Source organism: Neptuniibacter sp. QD57_21, from assembly GCF_047778075.1.
GTDB lineage: Bacteria > Pseudomonadota > Gammaproteobacteria > Pseudomonadales > Balneatricaceae > Neptuniibacter.
Genome location: NZ_CP180549.1, coordinates 899,490 through 916,861, shown reverse-complemented (window position 1 = coordinate 916,861; position 17,372 = coordinate 899,490). Strand labels below are relative to the sequence as shown.

The 17,372-nt window shown below is 45.4% G+C and carries 15 protein-coding genes; 5 read left to right on the top strand and 10 right to left on the bottom strand.

The window, feature by feature from the left end:
- Positions 1-76 precede the first annotated feature (76 nt).
- From adk to cysM, 5 genes are all read right to left on the bottom strand, one after another.
- Positions 77-736, bottom strand: coding sequence for an adenylate kinase (adk, locus tag ACMXYS_RS03960; RefSeq protein WP_415883710.1), 660 nt, complete (start codon positions 734-736; stop codon positions 77-79).
- A 380-nt stretch (positions 737-1,116) separates the two neighbouring features.
- On the bottom strand, positions 1,117-3,726 hold the full coding sequence (ppc, locus tag ACMXYS_RS03955) for a phosphoenolpyruvate carboxylase (RefSeq protein WP_415897656.1): 2,610 nt from the start codon (positions 3,724-3,726) through the stop codon (positions 1,117-1,119).
- Positions 3,727-3,929: 203 nt separating this feature from the next.
- The gene (mazG, locus tag ACMXYS_RS03950) at positions 3,930-4,748 is read right to left on the bottom strand and encodes a nucleoside triphosphate pyrophosphohydrolase (RefSeq protein WP_415897655.1); all 819 of its coding nucleotides are present in this window, start codon (positions 4,746-4,748) and stop codon (positions 3,930-3,932) included.
- A gap of 25 nt (positions 4,749-4,773) precedes the next feature.
- Positions 4,774-7,035, bottom strand: a complete 2,262-nt coding sequence (relA, locus tag ACMXYS_RS03945; protein ID WP_415897654.1) for a GTP diphosphokinase — start codon at positions 7,033-7,035, stop codon at positions 4,774-4,776.
- Positions 7,036-7,288: 253 nt separating this feature from the next.
- Complete coding sequence (gene cysM, locus ACMXYS_RS03940; protein ID WP_415883706.1) at positions 7,289-8,185, bottom strand: cysteine synthase CysM; 897 nt, start codon at positions 8,183-8,185, stop codon at positions 7,289-7,291.
- 213 nt (positions 8,186-8,398) lie between these two features.
- Between cysM and ACMXYS_RS03935 the strand changes: the two genes are divergently transcribed.
- A complete protein-coding gene (locus tag ACMXYS_RS03935; protein WP_415897653.1) occupies positions 8,399-8,998 on the top strand; it encodes a LysE family translocator in 600 nt (199 codons plus the stop codon).
- A gap of 15 nt (positions 8,999-9,013) precedes the next feature.
- Positions 9,014-9,859: an AraC family transcriptional regulator gene (locus ACMXYS_RS03930; protein WP_415897652.1), complete on the top strand. Its 846-nt coding sequence runs from the start codon at positions 9,014-9,016 to the stop codon at positions 9,857-9,859.
- A gap of 40 nt (positions 9,860-9,899) precedes the next feature.
- Here ACMXYS_RS03930 and ACMXYS_RS03925 read toward each other — a convergent pair whose 3' ends face one another.
- The 4 genes from ACMXYS_RS03925 to nrdA form a co-directional block, all read right to left on the bottom strand.
- Positions 9,900-10,235: a hypothetical protein gene (locus ACMXYS_RS03925; protein ID WP_415897651.1), complete on the bottom strand. Its 336-nt coding sequence runs from the start codon at positions 10,233-10,235 to the stop codon at positions 9,900-9,902.
- Between the two features lie 534 nt (positions 10,236-10,769).
- The gene (gene yfaE, locus ACMXYS_RS03920) at positions 10,770-11,036 is read right to left on the bottom strand and encodes a class I ribonucleotide reductase maintenance protein YfaE (RefSeq protein WP_415883701.1); all 267 of its coding nucleotides are present in this window, start codon (positions 11,034-11,036) and stop codon (positions 10,770-10,772) included.
- A gap of 11 nt (positions 11,037-11,047) precedes the next feature.
- Positions 11,048-12,178, bottom strand: coding sequence for a class Ia ribonucleoside-diphosphate reductase subunit beta (gene nrdB, locus ACMXYS_RS03915; RefSeq protein ID WP_415897650.1), 1,131 nt, complete (start codon positions 12,176-12,178; stop codon positions 11,048-11,050).
- A 101-nt stretch (positions 12,179-12,279) separates the two neighbouring features.
- Positions 12,280-14,544: a class 1a ribonucleoside-diphosphate reductase subunit alpha gene (gene nrdA / locus ACMXYS_RS03910; RefSeq protein ID WP_415897649.1), complete on the bottom strand. Its 2,265-nt coding sequence runs from the start codon at positions 14,542-14,544 to the stop codon at positions 12,280-12,282.
- Positions 14,545-15,024: 480 nt separating this feature from the next.
- On the opposite strand from nrdA, the gene ACMXYS_RS03905 reads away from it, so the two are divergent.
- Entirely contained in the window at positions 15,025-15,231 is a 207-nt protein-coding gene (locus tag ACMXYS_RS03905) for a DUF2788 domain-containing protein (RefSeq protein ID WP_415883698.1), read from the top strand.
- 12 nt (positions 15,232-15,243) lie between these two features.
- Here the strand turns inward: ACMXYS_RS03905 and ACMXYS_RS03900 are convergent, their stop codons facing one another.
- Complete coding sequence (locus ACMXYS_RS03900; RefSeq protein ID WP_415897648.1) at positions 15,244-15,768, bottom strand: HugZ family protein; 525 nt, start codon at positions 15,766-15,768, stop codon at positions 15,244-15,246.
- Between the two features lie 139 nt (positions 15,769-15,907).
- Here ACMXYS_RS03900 and ACMXYS_RS03895 point away from each other — a divergent pair, with 139 nt between their 5' ends.
- Together ACMXYS_RS03895 and kdsA are read left to right on the top strand one after the other, a co-directional pair.
- The gene (locus tag ACMXYS_RS03895) at positions 15,908-16,318 is read left to right on the top strand and encodes a hypothetical protein (RefSeq protein ID WP_415897647.1); all 411 of its coding nucleotides are present in this window, start codon (positions 15,908-15,910) and stop codon (positions 16,316-16,318) included.
- Positions 16,319-16,380: 62 nt separating this feature from the next.
- Positions 16,381-17,229, top strand: a complete 849-nt coding sequence (kdsA, locus tag ACMXYS_RS03890) for a 3-deoxy-8-phosphooctulonate synthase (protein ID WP_415883695.1) — start codon at positions 16,381-16,383, stop codon at positions 17,227-17,229.
- Positions 17,230-17,372: the final 143 nt, after the last annotated feature.

The following is a 17,372-nucleotide window of genomic DNA, read 5'->3' as shown; positions in this document are numbered from 1 at the left end:
GTTAGCGCTGATTATAGGCATAAAAAAACCGCACCCGGTGGGGTACGGTTTTTTAAATCTTTTAGATCAATGCTAATTAAGCATTTTCCAAGCCAGCGAATACGCCGTCACGGATATCTTCTACAGAACCAACGCCTGCTACGTAAACGTAAGAAGGTGCAGCAGCTGCGTCTTCTTCAGCCCAGCCTTTGTAGTAAGTGATCAGTGGAGCAGTCTGGTCATGGTAAACTTTCAGACGGTCACGAACAGTGTCTTCTGCATCGTCAGCACGCTGAACTAGGTCTTCACCAGTTACGTCGTCTTTACCTTCAACCTTAGGCTGGTTGAAAATAACGTGGTAAGTACGGCCAGAACCTGGGTGCACACGACGACCAGCCATACGCTTAACGATCTCTTCGTCAGCAACATCAATTTCAACTACTGCATCGATGTTAACGCCAGCATCTTTTAGAGCATCAGCTTGTGGGATAGTGCGTGGGAAACCGTCGAATAGGAAACCATTTGCACAATCAGATTCAGCGATACGCTCTTTAACTAGACCGATGATGATGTCATCAGAAACAAGCTGGCCTGCGTCCATAACTTCTTTGGCTTTCACGCCCAGAGGGGTACCCGCTTTTACCGCAGCACGTAGCATGTCGCCAGTAGAGATCTGAGGAATGCCATACTTCTCAGTGATGTATTGTGCCTGAGTACCTTTACCTGCGCCTGGTGCGCCCAGAAGGATAATACGCATACAGGAAACTCCTAACTAGTAAGTTTAAAATTTTAAAGTTGTCGCCATCCGATCTATGTTGATCGAATAAGCAGAAATCTGTCATAAAAAAATGCTAATGCCGGACGATACCATGACCTTAAAAGCGAACAATTCGACATTAGGACTACCAATACAGGACTTATGGAACCAAGGTATAAGTCCGTTAGTTTGATAGGTTGTCATCGTCAAAGCGGCCACATCTCCAGCAAACTTATTGAAAGTTCGGGAGTTTCAACAGCGGCTTTGAATTAAAAATCTGTATAAGAGACTACGTTATCAAGTCACTACAGCACAAGCAATTATTGCTGCACCGCAGTAACTTAGATCATAAAAACAGCGAAAATCGCTGAAAAATCAGCTTATCCAGTATTTCGCATACCGGCGGAAATACCCGCCATGGTTACCATTAGCGCTTGCTCTAAGCGTTCATTTGGCTGGTTACGATCTCGATGAAGCAATTCTGCCTGCAAGAAATGCAGCGGATCAATATACGGGTTTCGCACATCGATCGACTGGCGAATCACAGGGCTAGCATCCAATAAGCCATCTTGCTCTTTAATCTTATTGATCAGACCAACAATATCACCAAGACGCTGACGTAAACTTGAGCCCAGTACACCTAGCTCTTCAGAAACCAACTGCTCATCATAGTAAGCCGATATATTGCGATCACTCTTTGCCAATACCATCTCAAGCATGTCGATAGTGGATCTAAAAAATGGCCATTTCTGGTACATCTCTTTTACCAGCGACTGACTGCTCTCATTCAGCGCTTCTTGCAATGCTTTATCACTACCCAACCATGCTGGCAGCATTAAGCGAATCTGCGTCCACGCGAAGATCCATGGAATCGCACGTAGACTCTCTACCCCACCATCCTGACGGCGTTTAGCTGGGCGCGATCCCAATGGCAGTTTCGCTAGCTCTTGCTCCGGGGTAGCCGCACGGAAATACGGCACAAACATGGAGTTTTCCCGCACAATGGCACGGTACTCGGTTAAGCCGCGTTTAGCCATAGCTTCCATCTGCTCACGCCACGCTTGCTCAGGCCCCGGCGCCGGACTTAGCGTCGCTTCCAAAACGGCACCTGTGCACAACTCTAAGTTACGAATCGCCAAGTCAGGCATACCGTACTTAAAGCGGATCATCTCCCCCTGTTCAGTTAAGCGCAGGCTGTGATCTACAGAGCCCGGAGGCTGCGCCAAAATCGCTGTATGGCTTGGACCGCCACCACGGCCCACTGTACCACCACGACCGTGAAACAAAGTTAAGTGAACACCATGATCTTTACATAGCTGAGTTAGCCCTTCCTGTGCCTTAAACTGGCCCCAAGCCGCAGCCAATTGGCCTGCATCTTTGGAAGAATCGGAATAACCGATCATCACCTCTTGATGGCCTTGGGTATAGGCCTTGTACCAATCAACGCTTAATAAAGCATCGATACAATCACGGGCATTCTCAAGATCATTCAGGGTTTCAAACAGCGGTGCTACACGCATGTTATGGCTGATGCCCATCTCACGTAGAAGCAAGATAACGGCTAATACATCGGAAGGATGGCTTGCCATAGAGATTACATACGAGCCTAATGCGCTCTTATCGGCTGTCGCGACTACTTGGCAAGTATCTAGAACTTCCTGCACTTCATCTGATGGCACCCACTCATTTGGGAACAACGGACGCTTGCTTTGCAGTTCTTTCAACAAGAAGCTTTGACGGCCCTCTTCAGTCCATCCACTGTATGAACCTAGGCCGTAAAACTGTGATAGCTCTTCAAATACTTGCGCATGACGATCAGAGCTCTGGCGAATATCTAACTTCACCAAGGTTAGGCCGAAGCAAGCAATACGACGGATAATATCTTCCAGCGCATTCTCTGCGATGATGCCCATACCGCACTCTTGTAAAGAGCGATAACAAAGCATCAACGGTTCGAGCAGCTCTTCCTCGTGGACATAAACATCGTAATCGCCATCAACATCACCTTTAAGCTGTCGTGCGACCCAGTTTTTAGTGCCTTGCAGATGATTCCGCACATCACCGAGTAATTTACGATAGGGCTCTGCACAATCACCTACCCGCTCAATTAACTCTTTGCTGGCTTGGTGCATAGACAGTTCGGCACGCAATGCATCCACATCTTTCAGATAAAGATCAGCAGCCATCCAACGGGAAAGCAGTAGCACCTCTTCGGTAACTTTTGCCGTTACGTTCGGGTTACCGTCACGGTCTCCTCCCATCCAAGAGGCAAAGCGAATTGGCGAGCTATCAAGAGGCAAACGCTCGCCCAGCGTTTCATTGAGCTGAGCATCTAGTCGACGCAGAAATTTAGGAACCGCTGTCCAAAGTGAGTTTTCGATTACTGCAAAGCCCCACTTCGCTTCATCGACGGGCGTTGGGCGTTGCTTACGGATCTCATCGGTGTGCCAAATCTGTCGAATCAATTCATCCAAACGAACCTGAGCTTCCTCATCGCCTCGGTCTAAGCGACGTAGGCAGTCAGCAATATCATCGTATTTTTGGATTAAGGTACGGCGGTTAACTTCTGTAGGATGCGCCGTAAGCACAAGATCGATTTGGGTATCACACAAAGAATCAGCAATCTGTTTAGGCGTAAAACCTTTCTGACGCAGTTGTGCAAACAGAGTACAGAGAGAATCGGGAGTACAAACATCGGTGACTTCAAGATAACGACGTACTCGGTGGTGCTCTTCGGCAATATTGGCGAGGTTTAAAAACTGAGTAAACGCACGGGCAACCGGTAATACTTCATCTTCGCCCAGTTCACGTAGCGCTTTGAGTAGCTCTTCGTGTTCCGGGTTTTCTTCCGTACGTCCCTCTTTCGCTAACTGGCGTACCACTTCAATCTTATCAAACAGTTCATCACCAAGGTGTGCTTTTATGGTTTCACCAAGGCTAGAACCAAGCATTCGAACATCATCGCGTAAAGCTTCGTGCAGATTGGTCATATATCCCTCCTGACGCAAAAATTCGCATACCGATGGAGTCGGTTTTCTTCGATGCTAACCCATTAAAAAGAAGAAAAACACAGTAGATTCAGTTAATTATTTAAGGAATAGCGCACTAAAACAGGGCTATCAGAGAGGTATGTAAGGAGGTGTAAAGTGCTTAAACTGCATGCTAAAAGCCTGCTACGAAGCTTTAAAAGCAGTTACAGACCTTTAGCTTTAGCTTGATCCCAAAAAGCATCTAATTCGTCTAAAGAGAAACCATCCCAGTCTCGATCAGATGCGAGTACTTGGTCTTCAACGTAACTAAAACGACGCTCGAATTTTTGGTTGGTTCCACGCACAGCATGTTCAGGGTTTACGCCAAGGTGACGGGCAAGATTGACCTGAGCAAATAGCATATCGCCCATCTCATCAGCGACCGCAGCTTTATCACCGGACTTAATGGCTTCACGAAGCTCTGCTAGCTCCTCTTCCATCTTATCCAATACAGCTTCGGTTTCGTTCCAATCGAAACCCACTTGCGCAGCGCGCTTTTGCAATTTAGCAGCACGAGACAGTGCAGGCAGAGCACGTGGCACATCGTCTAAGACACGGCTGATGCCTTTAGCTTCTTTAGCATCGCGCTCTTGCTGTTTGATCGCTTCCCAATTGCGCTTAATCTCCTCTTCCGAGATCGGATTATCTGCACAATTGGAGTGCAAGGTACCGTCTGGAAAAACATGAGGATGGCGACGAACTAACTTCTCGATCAGGTTGTTTACGACTGTGGAAAAGTCGAATCGCTGATCTTCAGAACCCAGCTGGGTATAAAAGATCACTTGGAACAGCAGATCACCTAACTCGTCGTTTAGATGCTCCCAGTCTTCACGTTCAATGGCATCTGCAACCTCATAGGCCTCTTCCAAGGTATGCGGTACAATAGTGGCGTAGGTCTGCTTAAGATCCCAAGGGCAACCGGTTTCAGGATCACGCAAACGTGACATCAGATAGATAAGATCATCAATTGTGTACTGAGCCATAACGCAAAAACCTACATCCAGCTGATTAGTTGGTGCCACCGCGTTGGCGGTGAACTTCCATTACGTTTGGCACCTGATTGATCTTGTCCATGATACGACCCAAAAGATCCAGACTGGAGATCTCGGTAGTCAGAGTTAGACGTGCAATATTGTCGCGTTTATCTGACAGAGTATTCGCAGCAATAATGTTTAGATCTTCTTCTGCCATCAGCAACATAACGTCACGTAGAAGACCAGAACGGTCGAACGCTTCGATATAAATATCCACAGGATAAGTTGTCTGGCCTGTTTCACCCCAATCAACTTCGATCACCCTTTCAGGCTCACGTTCCTGCAACTGAATCATATTGATACAGTCTTCACGGTGAACAGAAACACCACGACCTTGAGTGATATAACCGGCAATAGGATCACCCAATACTGGCTTACAGCAAGTTGCCATGGTAGTGAGCAGATTGCCTACACCACGAATACGGATTCCTTCTGGCTGACCAGAATCACCTGCACTATGTGCAGGTAGCGCCAGATCAAGCTGCTCTTCCTCTTCACGCAGTACCTGTTTCTGAGCGGCATTGATAATCTGCGACAGACGTAGATCACCCGCACCCAGAGCGGCATACATATCTTCAGTATTCTTGTAATTAACCTGTTCAACGATCTGATTAATATCCAGTTCGTCTAGATCAATTGCCAAGCGTTTAAACTCTTTCGCAACGATAGAGCGGCCGGCATCGGCATTCTGCTCTTTCGCCTGGAACTTGAACCAGTGCGCAACTTTGGCACGCGCTCGTGGCGTCGTTACAAAGCCAAGGTTGATATTTAGCCAATCACGACGCGGGCGCTCTTCGTTACCCGTCATGATCTCGACCTGATCTCCGGTCTGTAGACGACGGTTTAACGGAACGATACGACCATTGATTTTGGCACCGCGGCAACGGTGGCCGATTTCGGTGTGAACGCGGTAGGCAAAATCAACCGGCGTCGCACCTTTAGGCATATCGATAACGTGGCCATCAGGGGTAAAGATGTAGAGGCGATCTTGAACAACATCGCCTCGCAGCATGTCACCAAACTCTTCGCTTTCACCCAAGTCATCGTGCCATTCAAGCACCTGACGCAACCATGCGATCTTATCTTCGTAGGCATCACTGCTTTGCTTGGTATCTGTGCCTTTATATAGGTGATGGGCACATACACCTAGCTCCGCCTCTTCGTGCATATCAAAGGTACGGATCTGAATCTCTAATACTTTACCTTCAGGACCAAATACAGCGGTATGAAGGGAACGATAGCCGTTAGGTTTTGGGGAAGCGATGTAGTCATCAAATTCATGAGGAATATTGCGCCATAGGCTGTGCACAATACCCAGCACCGCATAGCAATCACGGCTTTGCGGCACCAAAATACGTACAGCACGAACATCGTAAACTTGGCTAAACTCGATATTCTTACGCTGCATTTTTCGCCAGATACTGTAGATGTGCTTAGCGCGACCGCTAACCTCACCATCAATATTGACGTTTTCTAGCTCGCTTTCTAAACGCAGAACAACCTTGTCGATATAGTCCTGACGGTTTAAGCGTTTCTCATCCAGAAGCTTGGCAATGTGTTTATAGTCATTAGGCTTTAGATAGCGGAAGGAAAGGTCTTCCAATTCCCATTTGATATGACCGATACCAAGACGGTGAGCAAGCGGCGCGTAGATATCAAATACTTCACGCGCCACAAGATAACGTTTGCGGCGACTGCCGTCTTTTACACCTCGAATAGCACAAGTACGCTCAGCAATTTTGATCAGCGCCACACGCACATCATCAATCATCGCCACCAGCATCTTACGGACATTATCCATCTGAGTAGTTTCACTACCCAATACGCTTTCATCAATTCGAGGATTTTTACGGCTACCGATAGCAGCCATTTGGAGAACGCCCATGATCAATTGGGCGATGCCTTTATCGAACTGTTTACGAACACGCTCGATAGGCAGTTTACGTTCACGCACTGCGCGATAAAGAATAGCGGCAACGAGGGAATCTTGATCCTGATGCAGATCCGCAAGAATCTGCGCCATTTCTAGGCCTGTGCGGTAGCTGTTATGGCTATTTTCAGCCCAGACATCTTCTGATGCTTCGCTGTTATCCTGCGCTTGTTTTGCCATTTCACAAGCACGACGAATAACATCGATATCTTCAATGTCTGTAAGATCTTGAAGGTGCTCCAACCAAACATCTAGATCTACAGATCCATCGTCTAGAATAGGCTGGTCTTGACGTACCTTAACCATGTTCTACTACTGCTCCCAGAAATTAACCCTACCGTTCACCGGCTATTTTTATTATTTTTTATCTGCACTAAATATATGGGCTAGAAGTGATTAATCAACTTCTGCTCTCTACTCATGCGGCGCATATTCTATTCCTTCAGAAGCCAAAGCGCGAATTTCTTAAGCATTAATGCCTACTAATATTTTATGCCAAGCACAAAAAAAGCCCCATTGGGGCTTTTCTATATTGCAAAAAACATCTTGCGATCAAAACTTAACCGTTAAACACGCCAGTTGAAAGGTAACGATCACCACGGTCACAGATGATACAAACAATCACCGCGTTCTCGACTTGCTCTGCTAAACGCAATGCGCCCGCAACAGCACCACCGGAAGATACGCCGCAGAAGATACCTTCTTTCTGCGCCAATTCACGCATAGTGTCTTCAGCTTCTTGCTGACCAATATCCAAAACTTTATCTACACGGCTTTCATCAAAGATCTTAGGTAGATATTCCTGCGGCCAGCGACGGATACCAGGAATCTGTGCACCTTCGCTTGGCTGCAAACCGACAATCTGAACATCCGCGCTTTGTTCTTTAAGGAAACGAGACGTTCCCATGATGGTACCGGTAGTGCCCATAGAGCTGACAAAGTGAGTCACTTTACCTTGAGTCTGTTCCCAGATCTCAGGACCTGTACCCTGATAATGCGCTTCCGGGTTATCAAGGTTAGAGAACTGATCAAGTACGATGCCTTCACCACGCTCTTGCATAGCTAGTGCTAGATCACGCGCACCTTCCATGCCCTCTTCTTTTGTGACAGGGATAAGCTCTGCGCCGTAAGCCGTCATCGAAGCTTTACGCTCTTCGCTGCTGTTATCAGGCATGATCAACTTCATCTTATAACCTTTGATTGCAGCAGCCATGGCTAAGGCAATACCTGTATTACCTGATGTTGCTTCGATCAAAGTATCACCCGGCTTAATCTGACCACGATCTTCCGCACGCTGAATCATACTAAGCGCAGGACGATCCTTAACTGAGCCTGCAGGGTTATTGCCTTCCAGCTTACATAGAATCACATTGCCGTTGCCCTGACCTATACGCTGTAGACGCACAAGTGGGGTCTTACCGACATAGTCTTCAATTGTTGGAAACTGCACGCTCATAGAATTTTTTCACCGTTATAAGAAACAAATAATAAGTTATAAAAAAGCTGTTTTTTATAGCCTATATAAAGGACACAAAAGTTTACCGAGGGTTCCCTAAAAGCACAAGAAATCTACTCTTCACCAACAAGCATAGCCCAGCGCAATTTCGTTCAATAAATCGGTTTTAAGCACTGCCATAGTAAGCCAATAATTTACGTTAGAAGGTTTCCTATGTTTGCACTCACCCTATCTATGGCTGTATTTGCCCTTGTCGGTGCGATTACCCCCGGCCCTGTGAATATCATCGCAACCAGTTCCGCTGCGGTTTATGGTTTTTTACGTACCCTGCCCCATGTACTCGGGGCGACTATCTCTTACACATTGATTGTTTTACTTGCAGGTGCAGGTACGCATCAGCTGTTTCAAAACAATCCACAGCTATTAGTTATCCTTAAATATCTGGGCAGCGCCTTTCTTATCTATATGGCGTACAAAATTGCTACGGCAACCGGTGAGTCCAATAACCTAGAACAGAGCTCAACACCGCCCACTTTTATGCAAGGCGCACTCAGCCAAGGGCTCAATCCTAAAGCCTGGTTAGTCTCGATCTCAGGTGTGAGTGTATTTGTACTAAACCAGTCCGAGCCTCAACTATATTTAGGTGTGTTTGGCGCAATCTCTTTTGCGGCGTGCCTGATTGGCGTTGGAACTTGGGCTGTCGCTGGGCATCTGATTAAAGATTATCTAGCGCAACCCAAACAGCAAAAGCTATTTAACCGCATTATGGGCATAATGTTATTTCTAACGATTGCACCAATCTGGATAAATTAGCGCCTGAGTTAGCCGATGAAAAAGACCAGCAAACCCAATACACAAAAGCCTGCCGAGTTTTTTGCTCGCTGTGCTTCGCTGCCTTTTATAGAAATGCGCTCAGCTCATCGCTCGGCAGCTTGCTACCAAACTCACTCCCATGATGAGTTTTCTTTCGGCGTGATCGATACCGGTAGCGCCAAATACCACAACCTGAAACAATCAAATCAGATCCATCAAGGCACCACGGTGACGATTAACCCGGGCGATGCTCACTCCTGCAACCCTGATGCAGGTGAATGGTCTTATCGAATGCTGTTTATCGATACTGATTGGATTGGCGAGTTACAGAGCGAGTTATTCAACAGCAACAATCAGGATTACCTCGCGTTTAACCAAGTCCTGCAAAGTACCCCTAGCTTGTTTACGCAGTTCGATAGCCTGTTTAAGCAGCTCAGTGAGAGCGACAATAAACTCGCTGCTGAAACTCTATTGATTGAATATCTGAAAGCGCTTTTTGGTAAAGACCTTAACACCCAAAGTAATCAAAAGGCGCTGGATAACTTCCATATCCACAAAGTAAAAGAGCTAATCATGGACCAACTCGATTCGCCTTGGTCTCTCGATGACTTTTGTGCCGAAACCGGACTAAGCCGCTACCACTTGATCCGCAGCTTTAAACAGCAATACGGCCAAGCTCCTCATGCCTACCAACTCAACCAACGGATCAATAGAGCAAAGCAACTGCTGCAACAAGGGAATGGTTTAGCGGAAACAGCACTAGAATTGGGCTTTGCTGATCAAAGCCATTTTCAGAGACACTTTAAGAAACGCGTGGCAGTAACGCCAAAGAGCTATCAGTCGTTTTTTTGTAGGAAATGAATAACTAAGTCTGCTCCCTCAACATCGAGCATAACCCTTATTAAAGCTGCTCAAAACTCCCCAAAAATAACGCACACCACAAAACAATGCATATCAATGGGATAAAAAATAACGGCTGAAACAAAAAACCAAAGGGAAAGATCAAACCTCCACCAACTATCAGAACCCAGTTAGCTTTCGCCATCAGCTTATTAAACACTAGCTTGTAAACCGCTTTGTGAGAAAGCCCCATTACAGCTAAGAATAACCCTGCTAATCCACCTACCAGCTCTAATGATAAGAAGAAGCCAATAGAAATCATGATCCCGCTAGCCCCACCCGCGGCTAATGACATATCGTGTATATGTTCGCATGAATTATCATCAAATATTGGCATAGCTGAAACCTATAAATCCTGCGCAATAAGCTTCGCTATTACACTCTTGATAAAAACGAATTTTCTTTAACTTGATGAGTCATAAACAAACGAAATATATAAGCAAAGATGCTATTCACTTTCCCTATGAAAGGGCATCCAACATAACAAGATTCTCTGTGGAAGAAAACCAACTAAGTTATCCCATCATTTGCCCACAAACGACAATTTTTACCAAATGAAAAACATCCCCACCTTCTGTGGATAACTCAGTGAATAGTTTTTGGGTAGATCGCTGAAAGGCACTAATTACGTTGAATTCAGCAAATAGTTTAAAATTTAACCCAATAAAAATTAATCCTTTAATTTCAATGAGTTACATAAATCAATAAGATTTTTTAAACTTTTAAAAATTAATTAATGCAATATTGACAAGGAAAAAATTTAGCTGTGCACAAGAATAATGCACAGCGGCGAAATCCACAGATATCGCCGCACATTTTTGTAGCTGTGCATTATTTTTTTGGTGCAAAGAAAGGATTAAGAAGTGCCCACTTACTCGTCAGGCATCTCTAATTCGATATGTGTTTTGGGAATACAGCAGCAGGTCAGAACTTCGTCATCCTGCAGGTCCAATAAGCTCTCTTGAACATATTGAACTTCACCTTCGATCAGGCGAACTTTACAACAGCCGCAGTATCCACCACGGCAGTTGTATGGCGCTGGAATCTCTTGTGCTTCCAGCGCGTCGAGTAAGGTTGGTTCGTACTGATAGTAGAACGTATGGTGATGGTTAACTTTGATGCGTGATGGGCCAGACATGCGCTTGCCTCTTATAGATCAAAGCCGTCGAAATCACCTTCATCTACCTCGTTGTCGATCTGACCTACAAGGTAAGAGCTGATCTCCGCTTCCTGCGGTGCCACTTGAACGTTGTCACTGATCAACCACGCATTCATCCACGGCAGTGGGTTTTGACGTGATGGGAAGATCTCTTCCAAGTTCAGCGCTTTCATACGTACGTTAGTAATGTACTCAACGTAGTCAGATAGGATCTGAGCGTTAAGACCGATCATTGAACCTTCACGGAACAGGTACTCAGCCCAATCTTTCTCTTGTTGAGCTGCTTCTTTAAAGATGGCGTAAACCTCAGGCTCACACTCTTTAGCAATCTCTTTAAAGATAGGGTCATCAGCACCAGATGCCATGATGTTTAGCATATGCTGCGTACCCGTTAGGTGCAGTGCTTCATCACGGGCGATCAGTTTAATGATCTTGGCGTTACCTTCCATGATCGCACGTTCTGCAAAGGCAAAAGAACATGCAAAACTTACGTAGAAACGGATCGCTTCTAGTACGTTGATAGATACTAACGTTAGGTAAAGTTTCTTCTTAAGGTTACGCATAGACGTGTCGTAAACCTTGCCATCAACCGTATGTAGGCCTTCACCGTGAATGCTGTAAACACTGGATAGGTTGATGAACTCATCGTACAAACGTGTCACAGAATCCGCACGGCGAATGATCTCTGGGTTTGTTACGATTTGATCGAATACTTCAGACGGCTCAGTGATGATATTACGAATAATATGCGTGTAAGAGCGGCTGTGAATCGTTTCACTAAACGCCCAAGTCTCGAACCATGTTTCCAACTCAGGTATAGACACGACTGGTAGAAAAGCAACGTTAGGTGAACGTCCTTGAACAGAATCAAGTAGCGTCTGGTACTTCAAGTTGCTCAAGAAAATATGCTTTTCGTGCTCCGGCATATTCATAAAATCTTTACGGTCAGTCGATAAATCGACCTCTTCTGGACGCCAGAAGAACGACAGCTGCTTTTCAATCAGCTTTTCAAAGATTGGATATTTTTGTCTGTCGTAACGAGCAACGTTTACGCTTTTGCCGAAAAACATCGGCTCTTTAGTTGCATCGTGAGTACTGTGACTGAACGTAGTGTACGCCATCGGAGTGTTCGTTCCTGAAACCTGGATAAATCTAATTATATTGCCTGACACATTGTGACAGGCGCTTTACTCTGAGTGGTCAGTGGATTGCGGCAAACCTATTACAGTTTGCACGCACCACCTTCACAACCACCGTCATCTGCTTGGTCAGAAGCACCATCACGGGTGTTATGGTAATAAAGGGTTTTAACACCGTATTTGTAAGCCGTAAGCAGGTCTTGAAGAAGCTGCTTCATTGGTACTTTGTCGTTCGGGAACAACGCAGGATCGTAGTTAGTATTTGCAGAGATGGACTGATCCACAAACTTCTGCATGATACCAACAAGCTGTAGGTAACCAGTGTTGTTTGGAATATCCCAAAGCAGTTCATACTGGTCGCGCAGCTCGGTGTAACCCGGAACAACCTGCTTCATGATGCCATCTTTACTCGCCTTAACCGATACGTAACCACGTGGTGGCTCGATACCGTTAGTCGAGTTAGTGATCTGTGAAGATGTTTCACAAGGCATTAGCGCTGTTAGAGTACTGTTGCGTAGACCAAACTCTTTGATGTCTTCGCGTAGTGTTTCCCAGAAGTAGTGCAATGGCTCTTCACAGAACTCATCTACTTCACGCTTATAAGTGTCGATTGGTAGCAAGCCTTTCGAGTAAACAGTCTCGTCAAACTTAGGACAAGCACCACGCTCTTTAGCTAGCTCGTTAGAGGCTTTCAGTAGGTAGTACTGAACCGCTTCAAATGTTTTGTGTACTAGGCCGTTTGCGGAACCATCGGAGTACTTAACGCCGTTCTTCGCTAGGTAGTATGCGAAGTTAGTCACACCAACACCTAGAGGACGACGATTCATTGTCGATGTATGCGCTGCTGGGATTGGGTAATCCTGATAATCCAATAGGTTATCCAACGCACGAACGATCAGATCAGCTAGGTTATCTAGCTCATCTAGGTTCTCTAGGGCACCTAGGTTAAACGCAGACAGCGTACAAAGTGCGATCTCACCTTCTGGATCATTCACATGCTGCAACGGTTTAGTTGGCAGTGCGATTTCCAAGCAAAGGTTAGACTGCTTAACAGGTGCAACAGCCGGATCAAATGGGCTGTGCGTATTACAGTGGTCAACGTTCTGAATGTAGATACGACCCGTCTGCGCACGCTCTGCAGCAAGGATACCGAACAGTTCAACCGCTTTGATTTTCTCTTTACGGATGTTTGGATCGTTCTCGTATTGAACGTATAGACGCTCAAACTCATCTTGATCAGCAAAGAAGGCTTCGTATAGGCCCGGCACTTCGTGTGGGCTGAACAATGTGATTTCGCCGCCTTTGATCAAGCGAGTGTACATTAGCTTGTTGATCTGTACGCCGTAATCAAGGTGACGTACACGGTTCTCTTCAACACCACGGTTGTTTTTAAGAACCAATAGAGATTCAACTTCTAAGTGCCAAATTGGGTAGAACAGCGTTGCTGCACCACCACGCACACCACCTTGAGAGCATGATTTAACCGCTGTCTGGAAGTGTTTATAGAATGGGATACAACCTGTGTGGTACGCCTCACCATTACGGATTGGGCTACCAAGTGCACGAATACCACCGGCGTTGATACCAATACCTGCACGCTGAGATACGTATTTAACAATCGATGCAGATGTTGCATTGATCGAGTCTAGGCTGTCACCTGTTTCAATCAGTACGCATGAGCTGAACTGACGCGTAGGTGTACGCACACCTGCCATGATTGGTGTAGGCAGAGATAGCTTAAATAGAGAAGTCGCATCGTAGAAACGCTTAACGTAATCCAAACGCGTTTCTTTCGGATAATCCGCGAACAGGCAAGCTGCCACTAGCATGTAAAGAATCTGTGGGCTTTCGTAAACTTCGCCAGTTACACGGTTCTGGACAAGGTACTTACCTTCCAGCTGTTTAACCGCAGAGTAAGAGAAGTTCATATCACGTTTGTGATCTAGGTAGTCGTTAAGAACGCCCCACTCTTGTTCTGTGTAGTCTGCGATTAGATGTTTATCATAACGGCCCGCTTCTACCTGTGTTGCAACATGTTGATACAGGTGTGGTGGCTCGAATTGACCAAATGCACGCTTGCGCAAATGGAAGATAGCCAAGCGAGCAGATAGGTATTGGTAATCAGGTGCATCTTCTGAAATTAGATCGGCAGCGGACTTGATTAGCGTCTCGTGGATATCGAAGGTTTTCATACCCTCGAAGAACTGTAAGTGAGCTTTAAGCTCAACTTCTGACGGTGATACTGCGTTTAATCCTTCTGCGGCCCAGATTACAACTTTGTGGATCTTTTCTAGATCAAGCTGTTCTTGCCGACCATCCCTTTTCGTAACCATCAGATCTTGCTGCATGCGACCTTCCAAATAACACTCAGATATATTTGTAATTATGATCCTGCTTTTAGCCCTGAATTTGCCGTTAAAATCTGGCAAAAGCACGAAAAATAACGCGATCATGCGGGCTGCAGGTTTTAGACTCTACTCTGTCAAGAGGCACAACATGTGGTGCTTCAAGTCATTCAAGACACTAAATATAGTGATATAAGAGGTGAATGCAACTCTTGATTTTGGACTTTTTAGAGTGTAGGCGAGCCCTAAAAAACAGCGAAAACATTGATTTGGCGGGGCTTTCAGGGGAACTAATTATTTTTACCGCAATCCAACTTTTTTTTATTTTTTTGACCCATCGCAAGTCGTCCAATTCCACGCCAAATTTTGGTGCAAATTTAAAGCGCAACGTACGCTTTTGAGCAACACTCCCTGAGTACCGTTCTACAACAAAATCCTGTATGATTTGCAGCCAATTTTAAGCTTAAAGCAGAGGTAGCCTAAATGCGTTTAGCAGAAATGGAAGCAATTGCTCTGAACATTGGTCTTGCAGTATTTGCTGGTTTTATATTCTTTATCATTTACGATCTAGCAAAAAAATCCAACGCCGGTAAATTCGGTACTGCCATTTTATTTTTTGCCCTAGGCTTAGGCTTGGCTGCCTTCTTGGTAAAAACTGTCGTTGTAGAGATGATGGGCGGAGCCGCCTAAGCATCCTCATATCTATTTAGGTTTCGATTCTTTTAACGTTTTCTCGCTAATATGTTCCAGCGATCCGGAGCTCGGATCTACAACATAAGCTTTACCGAAACCTACGACATAACGCCCCTGCTGTGGTTTTAATCTGAACAGATGAAAATCTGGCAGGGAACGTAACATCCCCACAACGTTCCCAAACTTCTCTTCTAAATCATCCAGTATGCTCAGATAGGCATCCTCTTGATTATCAACCCGCTCAGATAAACAGCTAAAGATTAGACGCTCACGCGCAAAGAGATTCTGCGACTGTTCCTCATCGGTAATAAACATAACGGAACATTCATTGTTCGCTAATAAACTCTGGGTATGCGCTGCTAACTCACTAATAAAAATATAAAAGCTCCCCTGCTTATCCTTCACATAGGGCGCATAACTAATTTCAGGGAACCCTTCGGCACTCAGAGTCGACAGCAACAAGGTTTTCTTACTTTCCTGTAATTGTTTGCAGGCTTCATCTGGTGCTGCTTGGCCTTCTTTATGCTCTGACATAAGGTCCCCTCGTATTCACTCCAAAGTCGTACAGTTTCTAACCATTTATTTCTTCAGACTGGAAAACACCAGCCGATAAATAAAATACAACAGTTATGCGAATCATAGCTATACTGGCAGTACTGGTAAGGTGATTATCATGGGCGATTCAAAAGTGCTTATTCGTCATCCCGATGAGTTCCCAATCGAACTCAAGCTCCAAGAGACCCATTCGGTTTCTACACTACCCTCTTCACTCCAACTTATCTGTCACTCACCTACGCCATTCCATTTGGGTGAGAATATTCAAATCAAAATTCCTAGCATTGCTGAAAATCTAGAGGTTTATGGCGTTATCCAAAGCTGTGACGACACCCCTCAGGGTTATGAACTAGGAATAACCTTTAACAACTCTGACGCGCTTATACGTATTCGTATGTTAGAGCAGCTTTGTTATATACAACGCTATAGGAGCCATGTGCTGAATGAAGAGGGCCGCGAGCTCTCAGATCAAGATGCAGCGCTTGAATGGATTGGAAAATACGCACACCTTTTTCCAACAACAAATTAAAAGCCTCTCTGCTAAGAAGCCGTTATAATGCATCTTTCTGACTTTTATGGATGACTACAAAGATGCAACAGAAGAGCGTACAGGTCGCAGATTTTGAAATTGCCAACGACAAACCGATGGTGCTATTTGGCGGCATGAACGTATTGGAATCCCGTGATTTAGCCATGGAGATTGCCGAACACTATGTCACTGTTACTGAAAAGCTAGGCATCCCTTATGTTTTTAAAGCATCGTTCGATAAAGCAAACCGCTCTTCCCTAACCTCTTTCCGTGGTCCCGGTTTAGATGAGGGTCTTAAGATCCTTCAAGAGATCAAAGACACATTCAAAGTGCCTTTGATTACTGATGTGCACGAGCCATTCCAAGCAGCGCCTGCTGCCGAAGTCTGCGATATCATCCAGCTTCCAGCTTTTCTGTCACGTCAGACAGATCTGGTAGAAGCAATGGCTAAAACCGATGCAGTTATCAACATTAAGAAAGCACAGTTCCTAGCGCCACAAGAGATGAAACATATCCTGCACAAGTGTGAAGAAGCAGGTAACGATCGTCTGATCTTATGTGAACGTGGTTCTTGCTACGGCTACAATAACTTGATCGTTGATATGCTCGGCTTCTCTATCATGAAAGAGTTTGGCTACCCCGTTATGTTTGATGCAACCCACGCTCTACAAATGCCCGGGGGCCGTGCCGATTCAGCCGGTGGACGCCGCGCACTTGCCGCCCAACTTTCTCGCGCAGGCTTATCTCAGGGCATTGCCGGTCTATTCTTAGAAGCACACCCTGATCCAGAAAAAGCCAAATGTGATGGCCCTTGTGCGCTACCATTAAGCACGCTTGAAGCATACCTAACACAGATGAAAGCCGTAGATGATTTAGTTAAAAGCTTCCCTCCTTTAGATACATCTATCTGAAGCTGAACAACCTAGTCCTAGGAAGTTTTCCTATATCAAAGCTTCCTAGGCGTTATAAATCAAAGTGTTCCAATAAAAAGTAGCAAAATAGTGCTAACCAAGAAGGCTGGCCTTGTCTATGATATGCACATGGATAAGGAATA

What these genes read in the sequence shown, in the direction of transcription:
- ACMXYS_RS03925 (WP_415897651.1), bottom strand. Translation starts at nt 10,235, where the DNA reads ATGCCAATATTTGATGATAATTCATGCGAACATATACACGATATGTCA.
- mazG (WP_415897655.1), bottom strand. Translation starts at nt 4,748, where the DNA reads ATGGCTCAGTACACAATTGATGATCTTATCTATCTGATGTCACGTTTG.
- ACMXYS_RS03900 (WP_415897648.1), bottom strand. Translation starts at nt 15,768, where the DNA reads ATGTCAGAGCATAAAGAAGGCCAAGCAGCACCAGATGAAGCCTGCAAA.
- cysM (WP_415883706.1), bottom strand. Translation starts at nt 8,185, where the DNA reads ATGAGCGTGCAGTTTCCAACAATTGAAGACTATGTCGGTAAGACCCCA.
- relA (WP_415897654.1), bottom strand. Translation starts at nt 7,035, where the DNA reads ATGGTTAAGGTACGTCAAGACCAGCCTATTCTAGACGATGGATCTGTA.
- nrdA (WP_415897649.1), bottom strand. Translation starts at nt 14,544, where the DNA reads ATGCAGCAAGATCTGATGGTTACGAAAAGGGATGGTCGGCAAGAACAG.
- ppc (WP_415897656.1), bottom strand. Translation starts at nt 3,726, where the DNA reads ATGACCAATCTGCACGAAGCTTTACGCGATGATGTTCGAATGCTTGGT.
- nrdB (WP_415897650.1), bottom strand. Translation starts at nt 12,178, where the DNA reads ATGGCGTACACTACGTTCAGTCACAGTACTCACGATGCAACTAAAGAG.
- adk (WP_415883710.1), bottom strand. Translation starts at nt 736, where the DNA reads ATGCGTATTATCCTTCTGGGCGCACCAGGCGCAGGTAAAGGTACTCAG.
- ACMXYS_RS03935 (WP_415897653.1), top strand. Translation starts at nt 8,399, where the DNA reads ATGTTTGCACTCACCCTATCTATGGCTGTATTTGCCCTTGTCGGTGCG.
- ACMXYS_RS03905 (WP_415883698.1), top strand. Translation starts at nt 15,025, where the DNA reads ATGCGTTTAGCAGAAATGGAAGCAATTGCTCTGAACATTGGTCTTGCA.
- yfaE (WP_415883701.1), bottom strand. Translation starts at nt 11,036, where the DNA reads ATGTCTGGCCCATCACGCATCAAAGTTAACCATCACCATACGTTCTAC.
- ACMXYS_RS03930 (WP_415897652.1), top strand. Translation starts at nt 9,014, where the DNA reads ATGAAAAAGACCAGCAAACCCAATACACAAAAGCCTGCCGAGTTTTTT.
- ACMXYS_RS03895 (WP_415897647.1), top strand. Translation starts at nt 15,908, where the DNA reads ATGGGCGATTCAAAAGTGCTTATTCGTCATCCCGATGAGTTCCCAATC.
- kdsA (WP_415883695.1), top strand. Translation starts at nt 16,381, where the DNA reads ATGCAACAGAAGAGCGTACAGGTCGCAGATTTTGAAATTGCCAACGAC.